We start from the raw sequence: 14975 nt of genomic DNA, 5'->3' as shown, positions 1-14975 counted from the left end.
ACCATAAGTGCCGACTCCCCACGGATATTCCGTTCGCCCGAGGCTCTTACCCATGGCGATCGACACCACCACCTCCACCACCCCCGCACACGAACCGCTCGACAACCCCCGGCTGTCGACGCGCGACAAACTCGTCCTCTTCGTGCTGTGCGCGGCCCAGTTCATGGTCGCGCTCGACTTCTCCGTGCTGAACGTGGCACTGCCCGTCCTCGGCGACGACCTCGGTATGAGCCGCTCCGGCCTGCAGTGGGCGGTCACCGCCTTCGCCCTGCCGTCCGGCGGCTTCCTGCTCCTGTTCGGCCGGATCGGCGACCTCTACGGGCGCCGCAGGCTGTTCCTGACCGGCCTGACCCTGTTCGGCGCCGCCTCGCTGCTCGCGACCTTCGCCTGGGACCCGGCGTCCTTCCTGGCGGGCCGCGCCCTTCAGGGCCTCGGCGCGGCGGCGATCGTGCCCAGCGGGATGTCGCTGCTCACCACCACCTTCCCGGAGGGCCCGGCCCGCGACCGCGCCCTCGGTATCTCCGGCACGTTGCTGTCGCTGGGCTTCACGGTGGGCATGGTCGCGGGCGGCGTCCTCACCGACGCACTCGGCTGGCGCTCCACGATGGGTCTGCTCACGGTCTTCGCGCTGATCGTGCTCCCGCTCGCGCCCGGCCTGCTGCCCGAGTCACGCACCCCCGACCGCCCGCGCCTGGACGTTCCCGGAGCGATCACCGTCACCGGCGGCCTGCTCTCCCTGATCTACTCCCTGTCGACTGCCGCCGACCACGGCTTCGGCCGCGCGGATGTCATCGCGACGCTGGTGGTGGGCGCGCTGCTGCTGACGGCGTTCGTCCTCGTCGAGTCCCGCACCGCGCAGCCCCTGGTGTCGCTGCCCATGCTGCGCCGCCGCACGGTGGCGTGGGGCAACCTGGGCGGTCTGGTCACCTTCTCGATGATGTCGACGGTGGTCTTCGTCCTGACCCTCTACCTGCAGGAGATCCTCCGCCTGTCCGCCTTCGAGACGGGTCTGGTCTTCGGGTTCCAGGGTCTCCTGTCGGCCGTGGCCGGCACCTACACCCCCAAGGTCATCGGCCGCTTCGGCGCCCGCCGCACGCTGGTCGGTTCGCTCGCCGGACAGGGCGCGCTGATCGCCGCCCTGCTGGGTCTGAACAGCCACGTCTGGTCGGTGTGGCTGGCCACGGCCGCCGTCTCCCTGGCCAGCATGTGCCACCTGGGCGCGATCATCTCCTACGGCCTCACGGTCACCTCGGGCGTCCCGGACGAGGAGCAGGGCCTGGCCACCGGACTGGTCACCTCCACCCAGCAGGTCGGCATCACGGTCGGCATACCGCTGCTCGGTGTGCTGGCCACCACGGCGACGGACCTGATGTCGGGCGTCCGCACGGTGCTGGCGCTGGACGCGGCGATCGTGCTCGCGGCGGCCGTGCTGGTGGCGCTGGGGCTGCGGACCGGGCGGACGGTCGGCTCAGGGGCGGTCGAGGCGGAGCCGGTCGGCTCGCGGTAGACCGGCGACGACCAGGTCGTACGAGTCCTCGACGAGCTCCCGGACCAGACGGTCCGGGAGCTCGCCGTCGACCGTGACCGTGTTCCAATGACGCTTGTTCATGTGCCAGCCGGGGACGATCAGGCCCTCGTACTCGCCGCGCAGCCGCACCGCGTCGTCCGGGTCGCACTTGAGGTTGACCTTCAGGGGCCGCGCGTCCAGGGCCGTCAGCGCGAAGAGCTTGCCATGCACCTTGAAGACCGAGGTCTCCGGGTTGAACGGGAAGTCCTCCTCCGCCGCGTTGAACGACAGGCAGAAGGCGCGCAGCTCCTGAGGGGTCACGCGGGCTCCTTCTCCTCGTCCTCGGTGAGATCCGTGCCCACCGGCTCCACCAGCACCGTCACGATCTTGTTCCGGCGGCCTGCCGCGGCCTCCGCCGTCAGGCGCAGTTCCCGGCCGTCCGGAAGCTCCACCACGGACGACGCCCCGGCGATGGGCACCCGGCCCAGGGCCTTGGCGAGCAGGCCGCCGACGGTCTCCACGTCCTCGTCGTCGAACGCGTCGAGCCCGTACAGCTCGCCCAGGTCGCCGATGTCCAGGCGGGCGGTGACCCGGTAGCGGTCGTCGCCCAGCTCCTCCACCGGCGGCAGCTCGCGGTCGTACTCGTCGGTGATCTCGCCGACGATCTCCTCAAGGATGTCCTCGATGGTGACGATGCCGGCCGTGCCGCCGTACTCGTCGATGACGACGGCCACGTGGTTGCGCTCCTTCTGCATCTCGCGCAGCAGGTCGCCCGCGTTCTTGGTGTCGGGCACGAAGGTGGCCGGCCGCATGGCGGTGGACACCAGCTCCGACTCGGCGTCCCGGCTGATGTGCGTCTTGCGGGCCAGGTCCTTCAGATACACGATCCCCACGATGTCGTCCTCGCTCTCCCCGGTGACCGGGATGCGGGAGAAGCCGGAGCGCAGCGCCAGGGTGAGGGCCTGGCGGATCGTCTTGAACCGCTCGATGGTGACCAGGTCGGTCCTCGGCACCATCACCTCCCGCACCAGGGTGTCGCCCAGTTCGAAGATCGAGTGCACCATGCGGCGCTCCTCGGCCTCGATCAGGGACTCCTTCTCGGCGAGGTCGACGAGGGCGCGCAGCTCCGCCTCGGAGGCGAAGGGACCGCGGCGGAAGCCCTTGCCGGGGGTGAGGGCGTTACCGATGAGGATGAGCAGGGACGGGATCGGGCCCATGATCCGGGCCAGCGGCACCAGGACGTACGCCGCCACCGTCGCCGTGTTCAGCGGGTGCTGGCGGCCGATGGTGCGCGGGGAGACGCCGACGGCGACGTACGAGACCAGGACCATGACCGCGATCGCGACCAGCAGCGCCTCGGCGGTCCCGGGGAACTCCTCCAGGCACGCGTAGGTGACCAGTGCGGCCGCGGCCATCTCGCAGGCGACACGGACCAGCAGCGCCACGTTCAGGTAGCGGGTCGGGTCCGCGGCGACCTGGGCGAGCTTGGCGCTGCCACGTCGGCCCGCCCTGACGGCCTCCTCGGCGCGGAAGCTGGAGACGCGTGCCAGGCCCGCCTCCGCGCAGGCGGCGAGCCAGGCGACGACGACCAGCGCGATCGCGCCGACGACGATCTGGGGGCTCATGACACGGTGGGAGCCGGGGACGGGCCGGTCAGGCCCCTCTCCGCGCGCCAGCCGTCCACGATGGCGGCCTGCAGACCGAACATCTCGGCCTTCTCGTCCGGCTCCTCGTGGTCGTAGCCCAGCAGGTGCAGCACGCCGTGGACGGTCAGCAGTTGCAGCTCCTCGTCCATGGAGTGCTGCGTCGGGGCCTCGGCGCCCTGCCTGGCGGCGACCTCCGGGCACAGCACGATGTCACCGAGCAGGCCCTGCGGGGGCTCGTCGTCGTCCTTGGACGGCGGCCGCAGCTCGTCCATCGGGAAGGACATGACGTCCGTTGGCCCCGGCAGGTCCATCCACTGCACGTGCAGCTGCTCCATGGCGTCGGCGTCCACGACGATCACCGAGAGCTCGGAGAGCGGGTGGATGCGCATCCGTGCGAGCGCGTAGCGGGCGATGTCGAGGATCGCCTGCTCGTCGACCTCGGTTCCGGACTCGTTGTTGACGTCGATCGACATGTGGTGCTCGGTCTCTACTTCCCCTTGTGCACGGCCTTGCCCCGGTTCGGGCCCTTGTGCGTGCCGTTCTGGGTGCCGTGCTTGCTGTCGTACTTCTCGTACGCGTCGACGATACGGCCGACGAGCTTGTGCCGTACGACATCGTGGGACGACAGCCGGGAGAAGTGGACGTCCTCGACGCCCTCCAGGATCTCCTGGACCTGGCGCAGACCGCTCTTGGTGCCGTCCGGGAGGTCCACCTGGGTGACGTCACCCGTGATCACGATCTTCGAGTCGAAGCCGAGGCGGGTGAGGAACATCTTCATCTGCTCGGGGCTCGTGTTCTGGGCCTCGTCCAGGATGATGAAGGCGTCGTTGAGCGTACGGCCACGCATGTACGCGAGCGGGGCGACCTCGATCGTGCCCGCGGCCATCAGCCGGGGGATCGAGTCGGGGTCGAGCATGTCGTGCAGCGCGTCGTACAGCGGGCGCAGATAGGGGTCGATCTTCTCGTAGAGGGTGCCGGGCAGGAAGCCGAGGCGCTCGCCCGCCTCCACCGCCGGGCGGGTCAGGATGATGCGGTTGACCTGCTTGGACTGCAGGGCCTGCACCGCCTTCGCCATGGCGAGGTAGGTCTTGCCGGTACCCGCGGGGCCGATGCCGAAGACGATCGTGTGCTTGTCGATCGCGTCCACGTACCGCTTCTGGTTGAGCGTCTTGGGGCGGATCGTGCGGCCGCGCGACGACAGGATGTTCTGCGTCAGCACCTGGGCCGGGGTCTCCTGAGCGCCCTCGCCGTCCTCGCCCGCCCGGAGCATGGCGATCGAGCGTTCCACTGCGTCCTCCGTCATCGGCTGCCCGGTGCGGAGCACCAGCATCATCTCGGCGAACAGGCGCTGGATCAGGGCGACCTCCGCCGGGTCGCCGACCGCGCTGATCTCGTTGCCCCGGACATGGATGTCGACCCCCGGGAAGGCCGTCTCGATCACGCGCAGCAGCGAGTCGCCGGAACCCAGCACCATCACCATCGGGTGCTGGGCGGGGACGGTGATCTGTGCACTCGCCTGCCCCTGCGCGGGGGTGTGAGCTGTGGGTGTCTGAGTCATGGGCCGGCTCTGTAGGCCTGCGATTCCTCCTCCATACGGCCGCACGACTGAGGGCGGCCTCGCGACTTCAAGAGTACGACGCGGCGCTGACAGAGCCGTAGGGCTTTTCATCGCGGTCTTGCACCGCCGCCCGGGTGACGTGCGCCGCGGGCCGCCACCCTCGGGCGCCGGACTCATACCACCACTTCACGGAATACACCGCTCCGTGTCATGCCTTTTCACCAATCATGGTTGCGGGGGGTGACAGGGAGGTGACTCAGTGCGATGGTGCCGCACATGACCAGTCACGGGGGCCACGGGCCCGTCTTCTGCACCATCGTGCCACCGCATGTCCTCGACAAGCTCGCCCAGCACGAGGACACCGCGCTCGCCACTCCCGCGCGCCGCACCCTGGAGCGCGACGCGCTGGAGCGCACCCGCCGCCGGCTGACCACGGTCGTCGGCGCCCCCACGGCGGCCCCGCCCCAGGACGCCGCCGACCAGCCGCACCGCACCGTCTACGACGCCGGGCACAAGGAGACGCTGCCCGGCAGGAAGGTCCGCGGCGAGGGCGACCAGCCCGGCAAGGACGCCACCGTCAACCGGGCCTACGCGGGCCTCGGCGCCACCTTCGAGCTGTACCAGAAGGCGTACGGCCGCGACTCCATCGACGGCAAGGGGCTCCCGCTCGACGCCAGCGTGCACTTCGGCGAGAACTACGACAACGCCTTCTGGAACGGCGAGCAGATGGTGTTCGGCGACGGAGACGGCACGATCTTCCTCGACTTCACCATCCCCGTCGACGTCATCGGCCACGAGCTCACCCACGGCGTCACCCAGTACACGGCGAACCTCGCCTACTTCGGTCAGTCGGGCGCTCTCAACGAGTCCGTCTCGGACGTCTTCGGCTCGCTGATCAAGCAGTACACGCTCGGCCAGACCGCCGACCAGGCCGACTGGCTGATCGGTGCCGGACTCCTCGCCCCGCGCGTCCACGGCACCGCCCTGCGCTCCATGAAGGCGCCGGGCACCGCGTACGACGACCCGACGCTCGGCAAGGACCCGCAGCCCGCGACCATGGCCGGGTATGTGCACACCAGCCAGGACAACGGCGGGGTGCACATCAACTCCGGCATCCCCAACCACGCGTTCTACCTGGTCGCCACCGCGCTCGGCGGACACGCCTGGGAGCGGGCCGGGCAGATCTGGTACGACGTGCTCACCGGCGGCGAACTGCAGCAGGACGCGGCCTTCGCGGACTTCGCGAAGCTGACCGTGGCGGCCGCCAAGTCCCGCTACGGCGCCACCGGCCAGGAACAGGAGGCGGTGCTCAAGGCCTGGGAGGAGGTCGGGGTGCCGACCGCGTAGTTCTGTACTAGACAGACACCCATGCGTATTCACGTCAGGCGCACGGGCGGTTTCGCGGGCATCGAGCGGCAGGCCGAGGTGGACACCTCGGGGCGGCCCGACGCACCCGAGTGGCATGACCTGGCCGAGCGCGCGCTCGCGGCCGGCCAGGGCACGCCTCCCGCGGGGGTTCCCGACGGGTTCAGCTACCAGATCACCGTGGACGGCAGGACGGTGTACGCCGCCGATCCCCGGCTGACCGAGGAGCAGCGGCAGCTGGTCTCGCGGGTGCTCAAGGAGGGCGCGTAACCGCTTGTTCACGCCTGCCCGTTGACTACGGTTACCGGCGGTAAGGATGATCCGCCCATGGCGACTGACGAGCGCATGGCGACGAACCCGGTACCGCCGTTCCCGCCCGGCTTCCTGTGGGGCGTGTCCACCTCGGCCCACCAGATCGAGGGGGCGGCCGACGAGCGCGAGCCGTCCGTGTGGGACACCTTCACCGCCGAGCCGGGCCGGGTGAAGGACGGCTCGACCGCGGCGGTGGCCTGCGACCACTACCACCGCTACCGCGAGGACGTGGCGCTCCTGGCCGGCCTGGGCGTGGACGCGTACCGCTTCTCCGTCTCCTGGCCCCGGGTGAACACCCCCGGCGGCCTGGACTTCTACGACCGCCTGGTCGACGAGCTGTGCGCGGCGGGCATACGCCCGGTCGTGACCCTCTTCCACTGGGACCTGCCGGTCACGCTGGACTGGCTGCAGCGGGACACGGCGTCGCGTTTCGCCGAGTACGTGTTGGCGGTGGCCGGCCGTCTCGGCGACCGGGTGCACAAGTGGATCACCCTCAACGAACCCGCCGAGCACACGCTGCTGGGCCACGCCCTGGGGGCGCACGCCCCCGGCAGACAGCTGCTGTTCGACGCCCTGCCGGTGGCCCACCACCAGCTGCTGGCCCACGGTCTGGCCGTACGGGCGCTGCGCGCCGCCGGGGCGGGCGACATCGGGATCGCCAACTCCCACGGCCCGACGTGGCCGGCGTCCGAAAAGCAGCAGGACGTGGAGGCGGCGGAGTTCTACGACATCCTGCTGAACCGGTTGTTCTCGGACCCGCTGCTGCTCGGCCGGTACCCGGAAGGGATCGGCGAGTTGATGCCCGGTGACGTCGAATCGGATCTCAAGGTGATCGCGGAGCCGGTCGACTGGTACGGGATCAACTACTACGCGCCGACGCGGGTGGGCGCCCCGCAGGGTGCGGAGATCGAGTTCGGCGGCCTCACCCTCCCCGCGGAACTGCCCTTCTCCGTCCAGGAGATCGAGGGTCACCCGGTCACCGACTTCGGCTGGCCGGTGGTCCCCGAGGCGCTCACCGAGCTGCTGACCGGTTTCCGCGCACGCTACGGCGACCGGCTGCCGCCCATCGTGATCACCGAGAACGGCTGCTCCTACGAGGGCGTCGACGACCCGGAGCGCATCGCCTACCTGGACGGGCACATCCGGGCCCTGCACCGGGCGCTGGAGGCGGGGGTCGACGTGCGGGGCTACTTCGTGTGGTCACTGCTGGACAACTTCGAGTGGGCGGAGGGGTACGCGCGCCGGTTCGGGCTCGTGCACGTGGACTACGGAACCCTGGAGAGGACCCCGAAGGCGTCGTACGGCTGGTTCCGGGACCTGCTGCGGGCGCGGGGATGACGACGGCCGACCGGGTCGTGCCCACCGTCGACGCCCTGGCCGAGCCCGTCGAACGGGTGGGCCGGGGCTGGACCTCTGCCCTGTCGCTGGCCAACGGGGCGATCTGGGTCGGCTGGTACGGCCCGCTGCAGATCCTGCTGGCCTCCCAGGCCAAGGACTTCGCGCCCGGCTCCGGGATGTCCAAGGAGACGATGCTGGCCTGGGTGACCGGTGCGGGAGCGGTGGTGTCGTTGGTCGCGAACCCGTTCTTCGGCGCGCTGTCGGACCGCACGACGGCGCGCTGGGGCCGCCGCACCCCGTGGATCGTGGCTGGTACGGCGGGCGGCGCGCTCTCGCTGCTGCTGCTCGCGGGCGCGGGCGGCCCCGGGACCATGGCGCTCGGCTGGTGCCTGGTGCAGTTGACGCTGAACGCGGCCTTCGCGGCGGTGACGGCGGCGGTGCCGGACCGGGTGCCCCGGCTGCAGCGCGGCTCGGTGGGCGGCTGGCTGGGGGCGGCCCAGATCCTCGGCGTGGTCGGCGGGACGGGCCTGGCCACGGTCGCCGGGGGCGTCGGGGCGGGATACACCGCCTGCGCGGTGTTCACGGTGGCGGGCGTCCTGCCGTACGTCCTCGCGCACCGGGACCTGCGGCTGCCGGTGGCGGCCCGCCCGCCCTGGTCCTGGCGGGGCTTCCTGGCCGGCTTCTGGCTGAGCCCGCGCCGCCACCCGGACCTGGGCTGGGCGTGGCTGACCCGCTTCCTGATCAACCTCAGCAACGCCCTGGTCCTGCTGTACCTCCTGTACTACCTGCGGGACCGCCTCCACCACGACCCGGACCAGGGCGTCCTGATCCTCACGGCCGTGAACGGGGTGACGCTGCTGGCGACGGTGGTGGTCGGCGGGGTCTGGTCGGACCGGGTGGGCCGCCGCAAACCGTTCGTGATCTGGTCCGGGGTGCTCATGGCGGTCGCGACGGCGGCCCTGTCGGCCTGGCAGACCTGGCCGGGGGGCGATCGTGGCGGCGGCGGTGCTCGGCGTCGGCTTCGGGGTGTTCACCTCGGTCGACTTCGCCCTGATGACGGACGTCCTGCCGAAGGCCCTGGACCGGGGCAAGGACCTGGGGGTCATCAACGTCGCCAACGCCCTGCCCCAGGTCGCCGCCCCCGCGCTGGCGGCGCCGATCGTCACCCACCTCGGCGGATACCGGGTCCTGTACCTGGTGGCGGCGCTGATCGGGATCGCGGGGGCGGGGCTGGTGGGGCGGATTCGTGGGGTGGACTGAGCCCGTCGTCTCGTTTCACGGGCGCCGCCAGTCGTCGCCGGCCATGTGCGAGCCGGCCATCGGGCCCATCCGCAGCATGCCTCCGTCCACGCTCCAGGAGGCCCCGGTGACATAGGACGCGTCGGGGCCGGCGAGGAAGGCGATCACGGCAGCGACCTCGCGGGCGTCGCCCGGGCGCCCGAGCGGGACGCCGGGGCGGGCCTCGGTGTGCACGTCCGTGTCCTCCTGGCCGGTCATCGGCGTGGCGATCTCGCCGGGCGCCACCGCGTTGACGGTGATGCCGTGCTCGGCCAGTTCCAGGGCCATGACCTGGGTGAGCAGGCCGAGACCGCCCTTGGCCGCGCAGTACGGGGCCGCGCCCACCCGCGGCTGGTGCTCGTGCACGGAGGTCACGTTGACGATCCGGCCCCCGGCGCCCTGCCGGATCATCCTGCGCGCCGCACGCTGACCGCACAGAAACGGACCCAGCAGGTCGACGTCCAGGACGTGGCGCACGTCGTCGAGGCCCAGGTCCAGGAAGGGCGTCATGGTGCCCGTACCGGCGTTGTTGACCAGGACGTCGATGCGGCCGAGCTCCTCGCACAGCGCGTCGACCGTGTCCGCGGCCTCCGGCAGCCGGGTGAGGTCCACCCGGGCCACGGCGGCCCGCCGCCCCTTGCCGCGGACCTCCTCGGCGGTCCGCTCGGCACCCTTCTGGTCACTGTGCCAGGTGATGCCGATGTCCATTCCCGCCTCGGCCAGGCGGACGGCGGTGGCGCGGCCGATACCGGAGTCGGAACCGGTGATCACGGCCACCTTGGACGCGGAGGGGCCGGGGGCTGGCATACGGGCCTCCCGAGGGTGTGCGGTCCTGGTCGAGGGGTCGGCGAGGGATCGCAGTACCCGGGGACGTACCGGGTAAACGGAGGCCGGTGCCAGCCGGGTACTACAGCGCGCCGGCGTCGCGGGCGGCCCACACGGTCGGGTAGTGCGGCCGGAAGCCGAGGTCCCGCCGGATCCGCTCGGTGGACATGATCCCGAACCACGGGTCGGGGTCCGTGCGCGTGTGGAGTTCGGCGGGTACCTCGACGCCGTTGAGCTGGTGCAGCTCGACCGCCGTCACCGGGGCGTCGTCGGCGATGTTGTAGACCGGTCCACCGACCGCCGGGGCGTGCAGGAGGCGCAGCAGCCCCTGTGCGACGTCCGCGTGGTGCCCCATGTGCAGCCGCTGGGTCGCCGCCCAGGTCCCCGCCCACCGCAGGGACTGCGCGAGGTGCGGATCGCCCTCGCCGTAGACGAAGGGGAGCCGGCCGATCCGCACGTCCACACCCTCCAGCGCGAGCAGCTGCCGCTCGGCCTCGGCCTTGGACTTGGCGTAGGCGCCCCACATCGCACCGCCGGGCCGTACCTCGTCGTCCTCGGTCATCGGGCGGCCCCGCCCGATGCCGTACACGAGGCCCGTGCTGACCTGCACGAAGCGCCTCACTCCCGAGGCCAGCGCGGCGCGGCCCAGTTCCACGGCCGCGTCCCGGTTCACGGCCCACGCCTCCTCGTCCGGCACCCCGCGGAAGGACGCCGCGACGTTCACGACCGCGTCCACCCCGGCCACCGCCTTGCCGAGCGCCTCCGCGTCCCGCAGGTCGCCGACCACGATCTGGGCGCCGAGTTCCGCGAAGCGCTCCCCGCGCGCCGCGTCGCGCACCAGGACCCGTACCTCCTCGCCCGGCCGCCGCTGCGCCAGCAGCCTCGGGACGAAGCGCCGGCCGACCTGTCCCGTCACGCCTGTCACCAGTGTCAACATCATCTGTTCCTCTCGGTCTGGTGCCACCAGCCTCGAACGGTGCCGCGCCGGCCGGGAGAGACCTCTCGATCAGGGGATCGGCAGTCCCTGGATAAGCCGGCCGGGCTGCCGCAGTCTTGAGGGGTGAACCGAGCCGAACTCGCCGACTTCCTGCGCCGCAGCCGGGCCCGTCTCGAGCCGTCCGACGTGGGCCTCCCCCCGGGAGCCCGGCGCCGCACGCCGGGCCTGCGCCGGGAGGAGGTGGCGGGGCTCGCCGGCATGTCCGTCGACTACTACACGCGCCTGGAGCAGTCCCGGGGCCCGCGCCCGTCCCGCCAGATGCTCACCGCGCTGGCGAGGGCACTTCGCCTGACGGACGACGAACGCGACCACCTCTTCCACCTGACGGGCGAGGAGCCGCCGCGCCGCGAGACGGTGTCGAGGCATGTCCGCCCCGGACTGCTGCTGGTCCTGGACCGGCTGCACGACACACCGGCGCAGGTGGTCACCGACTGCTCCGAGGTGCTGGCGCAGAACGCGATGGCCAGGGCACTCGTCGGCGACGTGATGTCCCGCCCGCCGAACGAGCGCAACCTGACCCGCCGGTTCTTCCTGGATCCGGCCGCCCGGGGGTTGTTCCCGCCCGAGGACCGGCCCGACCATGCGCGCGCGCACGTGTCGAGCCTGCGCGCGGTCGTCGCCGCCCGCCCCGACGACCCGGAACCGGCCGCCCTGGCCGCCGAACTCCGCTCGTCGAGCGCGGAGTTCGCCCGCCTCTGGGACGAACACGAGGTCTCCTCGCGGCACCGGAGCACCAAGCGCTTCCAGCACCCCGTGGTCGGCCTGCTGGAACTGGACTGCGAGGCGCTGCTCAGCCACGAGCACCACCAGCTGCTGATCGTCCACACGGCTCGCCCCGGCACGGAGTCGTACGAGCGCCTCCAGCTGCTGCGGGTGGTGGGACTGCAGGACCTGGCCCCGAGCGGAGTCGTGCGGGAAATGTGACTTTAGGAACTTTTTGTCCGAAAACCGCTCCCGGTCCCGCATACTGATACGGGCCTTCGCATCCGGCGCGCCTCGGCTAGCATGCGGAGCATCATGCGTTTCGGGCTGCTTCTCCTTAGCTGCCGCGGCGAGGGCCTGTAGTCGAGGCCGACTCCCTCCCCGCGGTGCTTGGCGTTGCGTCGTCGGCCGTCCTTCCGGACCCCCTGAGGAGCCCACGCACCATGGCGAACCGCCAGCAGCCCACCTCCATGCCGATCCACAAGTACCGGCCGTACGAGCAGGTCGACATCCCCGACCGCACCTGGCCCGACCAGCGGATCACCAAGGCCCCGCGCTGGCTCTCCACCGACCTGCGCGACGGCAACCAGGCCCTGATCGACCCCATGTCGCCGGCCCGCAAGCGCGCCATGTTCGACCTGCTGGTGAAGATGGGCTACAAGGAGATCGAGATCGGCTTCCCGGCCTCCGGCCAGACCGACTTCGACTTCGTGCGCTCCATCATCGAGGAGGAGGGCGCGATCCCCGAGGACGTGACCATCTCCGTCCTCACCCAGGCCCGCGAGGACCTGATCGAGCGGACCGTGGAGTCCCTGAAGGGCGCACGGCGCGCCAACGTCCACCTCTACAACGCCACCGCCCCGGTCTTCCGCCGGGTCGTCTTCCGCGGCTCCAAGGACGACATCAAGCAGATCGCCGTCGACGGCACCCGGCTGGTGATGGAGTACGCGGAGAAACTGCTGGGCCCCGAGACCGAGTTCGGCTACCAGTACAGCCCCGAGATCTTCACGGACACCGAGCTGGACTTCGCCCTGGAGGTCTGCGAGGCGGTCATGGACGTCTGGCAGCCGGGCCCGGACCGCGAGATCATCCTCAACCTGCCCGCCACCGTGGAGCGTTCGACCCCGTCCACGCACGCGGACCGCTTCGAGTGGATGCACCGCAACCTCTCCCGCCGCGAGTTCGTCTGCCTGTCCGCCCACCCGCACAACGACCGCGGCACGGCCGTCGCCGCCGCCGAGCTGGCGGTGATGGCGGGCGCCGACCGCGTCGAGGGCTGCCTGTTCGGCCAGGGCGAGCGCACCGGCAACGTCGACCTGGTCACCCTGGGCATGAACCTCTTCTCCCAGGGCGTCGACCCGCAGATCGACTTCTCCCGCATCGACGAGATCCGCCGCACGTGGGAGTACTGCAACCAGATGGAGGTCCACCCGCGCCACCCCTACATCGGGGACCTCGTCTACACGTCCTTCTCCGGCTCCCACCAGGACGCCATCAAGAAGGGCTTCGACGCCATGGAGGCCGAGGCGAAGGCCAAGGGTGTCACGGTCGACGACATCGAGTGGGCCGTCCCGTACCTGCCGATCGACCCGAAGGACGTCGGCCGCTCCTACGAGGCGGTCATCCGCGTCAACTCGCAGTCCGGCAAGGGCGGTATCGCCTACGTCCTGAAGAACGACCACAAGCTGGACCTGCCGCGCCGGATGCAGATCGAGTTCTCGAAGATCATCCAGGCGAAGACGGACGCCGAGGGCGGCGAGGTCACGCCGAAGGAGATCTGGGACGTCTTCCAGGACGAGTACCTGCCGAACCCGCACAACCCGTGGGGCCGCATCCAGGTCAGGGCCGGCCAGACGACCACCGACAAGGACGGCGTCGACACCCTCACCGTGGAGGCCACCGTCGACGGCGAGGACACCGTCCTCACCGGCACGGGCAACGGCCCGATCTCCGCGTTCTTCGACGCCCTGCAGTCCATCGGCATCGATGTACGCCTCCTGGACTACCAGGAGCACACGATGAGCGAGGGCGCCTCCGCGCAGGCCGCCTCGTACATCGAATGCGCGATCGACGGAAAGGTCCTGTGGGGGATCGGTATCGACGCGAATACGACACGTGCCTCGCTGAAGGCGGTCGTCTCCGCGGTCAACCGAGCCGCCCGCTGATCCTCTGACCTTCACGTTCACGGCCCCGTCCGCCTCACGAGGCGGGCGGGGCCGCGTCATGCACCGCCCATTTCGGCCGAAGATCACGAGGAGGTCTCGTCCGGGGTGCTGACTCCGCATCATCGATGTGGCTAACATCACGCCAGCGGTGGCGATGGTGCCGCGGCGATACGGAGGTGCGACGTGCTGCCAGGACGGGGACGCAACGGCCCGGAAGCCCGCAAGGGCCGGATTTCGCAGGTCCTCGGCGTCCGTACCGCGTGGACCACCATCGGTGACGGCGAGTTCTTCTGCCCGGGCTGCGGGGGCGACCGCAACTACCAGCGCCTCACCGGACGGCGCCGCCTCACCCTCGCCGGCCTGCCGGTCCTGCCGCGCGGGGAGACGGGCCCGGTCGTGGAGTGCGCGGCCTGCGGCCACCACTACGGCCCGGACGTCCTCGACCACCCGACCACCACCCGCTTCGCCGCGATGCTCCGCGACGCCGTCCACACCGTGGCCCTGGCGGTCCTCGCCGCGGGCGGCACCTGCTCCCGTACGTCCCTGGAGACGGCCGCCGCCGCCGTCCGCTCCGCCGGCTTCGACGACTGCACGGTGGACGGACTCAGCGCACTGGTCGACGCGGTGGCCGCCGACACCGGCCGGGTCTGCGGCGAACCGGGCGGCGGCGCGAGCCTGGCCATAGAGCTGCACGAGGCCCTGGACCCGCTCGCCCCGCACCTCGCCCCCACCGGCCGCGAGTCGATCCTCCTCCAGGGCGCCCGCATCGCCCTCGCCGACGGCCCCTACACCCCTGCGGAACGCGACGTCCTGGCCACGGTGGGCGCGGCCCTGACGATCTGCTCGGAGGACGTGACCCGCCTGCTCGCGGCGGCCCGCACGGTGTCGTAGCCACTCGGCTGGTTACGGGGTCGGCGGCCACTCGGCTGGTTACGGGGTCGGCGGCCACTCGGCTGGTTTCGGGTCGGGGCCACTCGGCTGGTTTCGGGGTCGGCGGCCACTAGGCCCGTACGGAATCGTGGCTACTCGGACCGTACGGTGTCGTGGCCATTCGGCCCGTATGGTGTCGTGGCTACTCGGCCCGTATGGTGTCGTGGCCATTCGGCCCGTATGGTGTCGTGGCTACTCGGCCCGTATGGTGTCGTGGCCATTCGGCCCGTATGGTGTCGTGGCTACTCGGCCCGTATGGTGTCGTGGCCATTCGGCCCGTATGGTGTCGTGGCCATTCGGCCCGTATGGTGTCGTGGCCATTCGGCCCGTATGGTGTCGTGGCTACTCGGCC

13 protein-coding genes and 1 pseudogene are annotated in these 14975 nt (G+C 71.1%); 8 read left to right on the top strand and 6 right to left on the bottom strand.

The window, feature by feature from the left end:
• Positions 1–52: 52 nt before the first annotated feature.
• Positions 53–1507, top strand: a complete 1455-nt coding sequence (locus ACFYZJ_RS13550; RefSeq protein ID WP_388566715.1) for an MFS transporter — start codon at positions 53–55, stop codon at positions 1505–1507.
• Here ACFYZJ_RS13550 and ACFYZJ_RS13545 read toward each other — a convergent pair.
• The 4 genes from ACFYZJ_RS13545 to ACFYZJ_RS13530 are packed head-to-tail and all read right to left on the bottom strand — an operon-like array spanning position 1469 to position 4711.
• Positions 1469–1828: an MmcQ/YjbR family DNA-binding protein gene (locus ACFYZJ_RS13545; RefSeq protein ID WP_388566713.1), complete on the bottom strand. Its 360-nt coding sequence runs from the start codon at positions 1826–1828 to the stop codon at positions 1469–1471. The two genes, ACFYZJ_RS13550 and ACFYZJ_RS13545, sit on opposite strands and share 39 nt — an antisense overlap.
• Positions 1825–3132 (bottom strand): hemolysin family protein, encoded by a 1308-nt coding sequence (locus ACFYZJ_RS13540; protein WP_388566711.1) that lies wholly within the window; start codon positions 3130–3132, stop codon positions 1825–1827. Before ACFYZJ_RS13540 ends, ACFYZJ_RS13545 begins: the two co-directional genes overlap by 4 nt.
• The gene (gene ybeY, locus ACFYZJ_RS13535; RefSeq protein WP_388566709.1) at positions 3129–3626 is read right to left on the bottom strand and encodes an rRNA maturation RNase YbeY; all 498 of its coding nucleotides are present in this window, start codon (positions 3624–3626) and stop codon (positions 3129–3131) included. The genes ACFYZJ_RS13540 and ybeY overlap by 4 nt, the downstream gene beginning before the upstream one ends.
• A 14-nt stretch (positions 3627–3640) precedes the next feature.
• Positions 3641–4711 carry a PhoH family protein gene (locus tag ACFYZJ_RS13530; RefSeq protein ID WP_388566706.1) on the bottom strand — a complete coding sequence of 357 codons (1071 nt, stop codon included), beginning with the start codon at positions 4709–4711 and terminating at the stop codon, positions 3641–3643.
• Between the two features lie 276 nt (positions 4712–4987).
• Here ACFYZJ_RS13530 and ACFYZJ_RS13525 point away from each other — a divergent pair, with 276 nt between their 5' ends.
• The 4 genes and pseudogenes from ACFYZJ_RS13525 (at position 4988) to ACFYZJ_RS13510 (ending at position 8986) form a co-directional block, all read left to right on the top strand.
• Positions 4988–6058 (top strand): M4 family metallopeptidase, encoded by a 1071-nt coding sequence (locus ACFYZJ_RS13525; RefSeq protein ID WP_388566704.1) that lies wholly within the window; start codon positions 4988–4990, stop codon positions 6056–6058.
• A 21-nt stretch (positions 6059–6079) separates the two neighbouring features.
• The gene (locus ACFYZJ_RS13520; protein ID WP_388566701.1) at positions 6080–6346 is read left to right on the top strand and encodes a protealysin inhibitor emfourin; all 267 of its coding nucleotides are present in this window, start codon (positions 6080–6082) and stop codon (positions 6344–6346) included.
• 57 nt (positions 6347–6403) lie between these two features.
• A complete protein-coding gene (locus ACFYZJ_RS13515; protein WP_388566699.1) occupies positions 6404–7726 on the top strand; it encodes a GH1 family beta-glucosidase in 1323 nt (440 codons plus the stop codon).
• Positions 7723–8986 (top strand): annotated as a pseudogene (locus ACFYZJ_RS13510) (MFS transporter). Before ACFYZJ_RS13515 ends, ACFYZJ_RS13510 begins: the two are co-directional and overlap by 4 nt.
• Positions 8987–9001: 15 nt before the next feature.
• Here the strand turns inward: ACFYZJ_RS13510 and ACFYZJ_RS13505 are convergent.
• Together ACFYZJ_RS13505 and ACFYZJ_RS13500 are read right to left on the bottom strand one after the other, a co-directional pair.
• Positions 9002–9811, bottom strand: a complete 810-nt coding sequence (locus ACFYZJ_RS13505) for an SDR family oxidoreductase (RefSeq protein ID WP_388566696.1) — start codon at positions 9809–9811, stop codon at positions 9002–9004.
• A gap of 100 nt (positions 9812–9911) precedes the next feature.
• Positions 9912–10766 (bottom strand): NAD-dependent epimerase/dehydratase family protein, encoded by an 855-nt coding sequence (locus ACFYZJ_RS13500; RefSeq protein ID WP_388567602.1) that lies wholly within the window; start codon positions 10764–10766, stop codon positions 9912–9914.
• 123 nt (positions 10767–10889) lie between these two features.
• On the opposite strand from ACFYZJ_RS13500, the gene ACFYZJ_RS13495 reads away from it, so the two are divergent.
• The 3 genes from ACFYZJ_RS13495 to ACFYZJ_RS13485 all read left to right on the top strand — a co-directional run bounded on the left by ACFYZJ_RS13495 (position 10890) and on the right by ACFYZJ_RS13485 (position 14584).
• Positions 10890–11750 carry a helix-turn-helix transcriptional regulator gene (locus tag ACFYZJ_RS13495; RefSeq protein ID WP_388566693.1) on the top strand — a complete coding sequence of 287 codons (861 nt, stop codon included), beginning with the start codon at positions 10890–10892 and terminating at the stop codon, positions 11748–11750.
• A 221-nt stretch (positions 11751–11971) separates the two neighbouring features.
• Positions 11972–13693 (top strand): 2-isopropylmalate synthase, encoded by a 1722-nt coding sequence (gene leuA, locus ACFYZJ_RS13490; RefSeq protein ID WP_388566690.1) that lies wholly within the window; start codon positions 11972–11974, stop codon positions 13691–13693.
• Between the two features lie 183 nt (positions 13694–13876).
• Entirely contained in the window at positions 13877–14584 is a 708-nt protein-coding gene (locus tag ACFYZJ_RS13485) for a TerB family tellurite resistance protein (RefSeq protein WP_388566687.1), read from the top strand.
• The last annotated feature ends 391 nt before the right edge of the window (positions 14585–14975 follow it).

The organism is Streptomyces sp. NPDC001848, assembly GCF_042891915.1.
Classification (GTDB): Bacteria; Actinomycetota; Actinomycetes; order Streptomycetales; family Streptomycetaceae; genus Streptomyces.
This window is presented reverse-complemented; position numbering and strand designations above follow the sequence as displayed.

Coding starts and splice junctions, on each gene's coding strand:
- ACFYZJ_RS13550 (WP_388566715.1), top strand. CDS start 53: ATGGCGATCGACACCACCACCTCCACCACCCCCGCACACGAACCGCTC.
- ACFYZJ_RS13540 (WP_388566711.1), bottom strand. CDS start 3,132: ATGAGCCCCCAGATCGTCGTCGGCGCGATCGCGCTGGTCGTCGTCGCC.
- ybeY (WP_388566709.1), bottom strand. CDS start 3,626: ATGTCGATCGACGTCAACAACGAGTCCGGAACCGAGGTCGACGAGCAG.
- ACFYZJ_RS13530 (WP_388566706.1), bottom strand. CDS start 4,711: ATGACTCAGACACCCACAGCTCACACCCCCGCGCAGGGGCAGGCGAGT.
- ACFYZJ_RS13525 (WP_388566704.1), top strand. CDS start 4,988: ATGACCAGTCACGGGGGCCACGGGCCCGTCTTCTGCACCATCGTGCCA.
- ACFYZJ_RS13520 (WP_388566701.1), top strand. CDS start 6,080: ATGCGTATTCACGTCAGGCGCACGGGCGGTTTCGCGGGCATCGAGCGG.
- ACFYZJ_RS13515 (WP_388566699.1), top strand. CDS start 6,404: ATGGCGACTGACGAGCGCATGGCGACGAACCCGGTACCGCCGTTCCCG.
- ACFYZJ_RS13505 (WP_388566696.1), bottom strand. CDS start 9,811: ATGCCAGCCCCCGGCCCCTCCGCGTCCAAGGTGGCCGTGATCACCGGT.
- ACFYZJ_RS13500 (WP_388567602.1), bottom strand. CDS start 10,766: ATGTTGACACTGGTGACAGGCGTGACGGGACAGGTCGGCCGGCGCTTC.
- leuA (WP_388566690.1), top strand. CDS start 11,972: ATGGCGAACCGCCAGCAGCCCACCTCCATGCCGATCCACAAGTACCGG.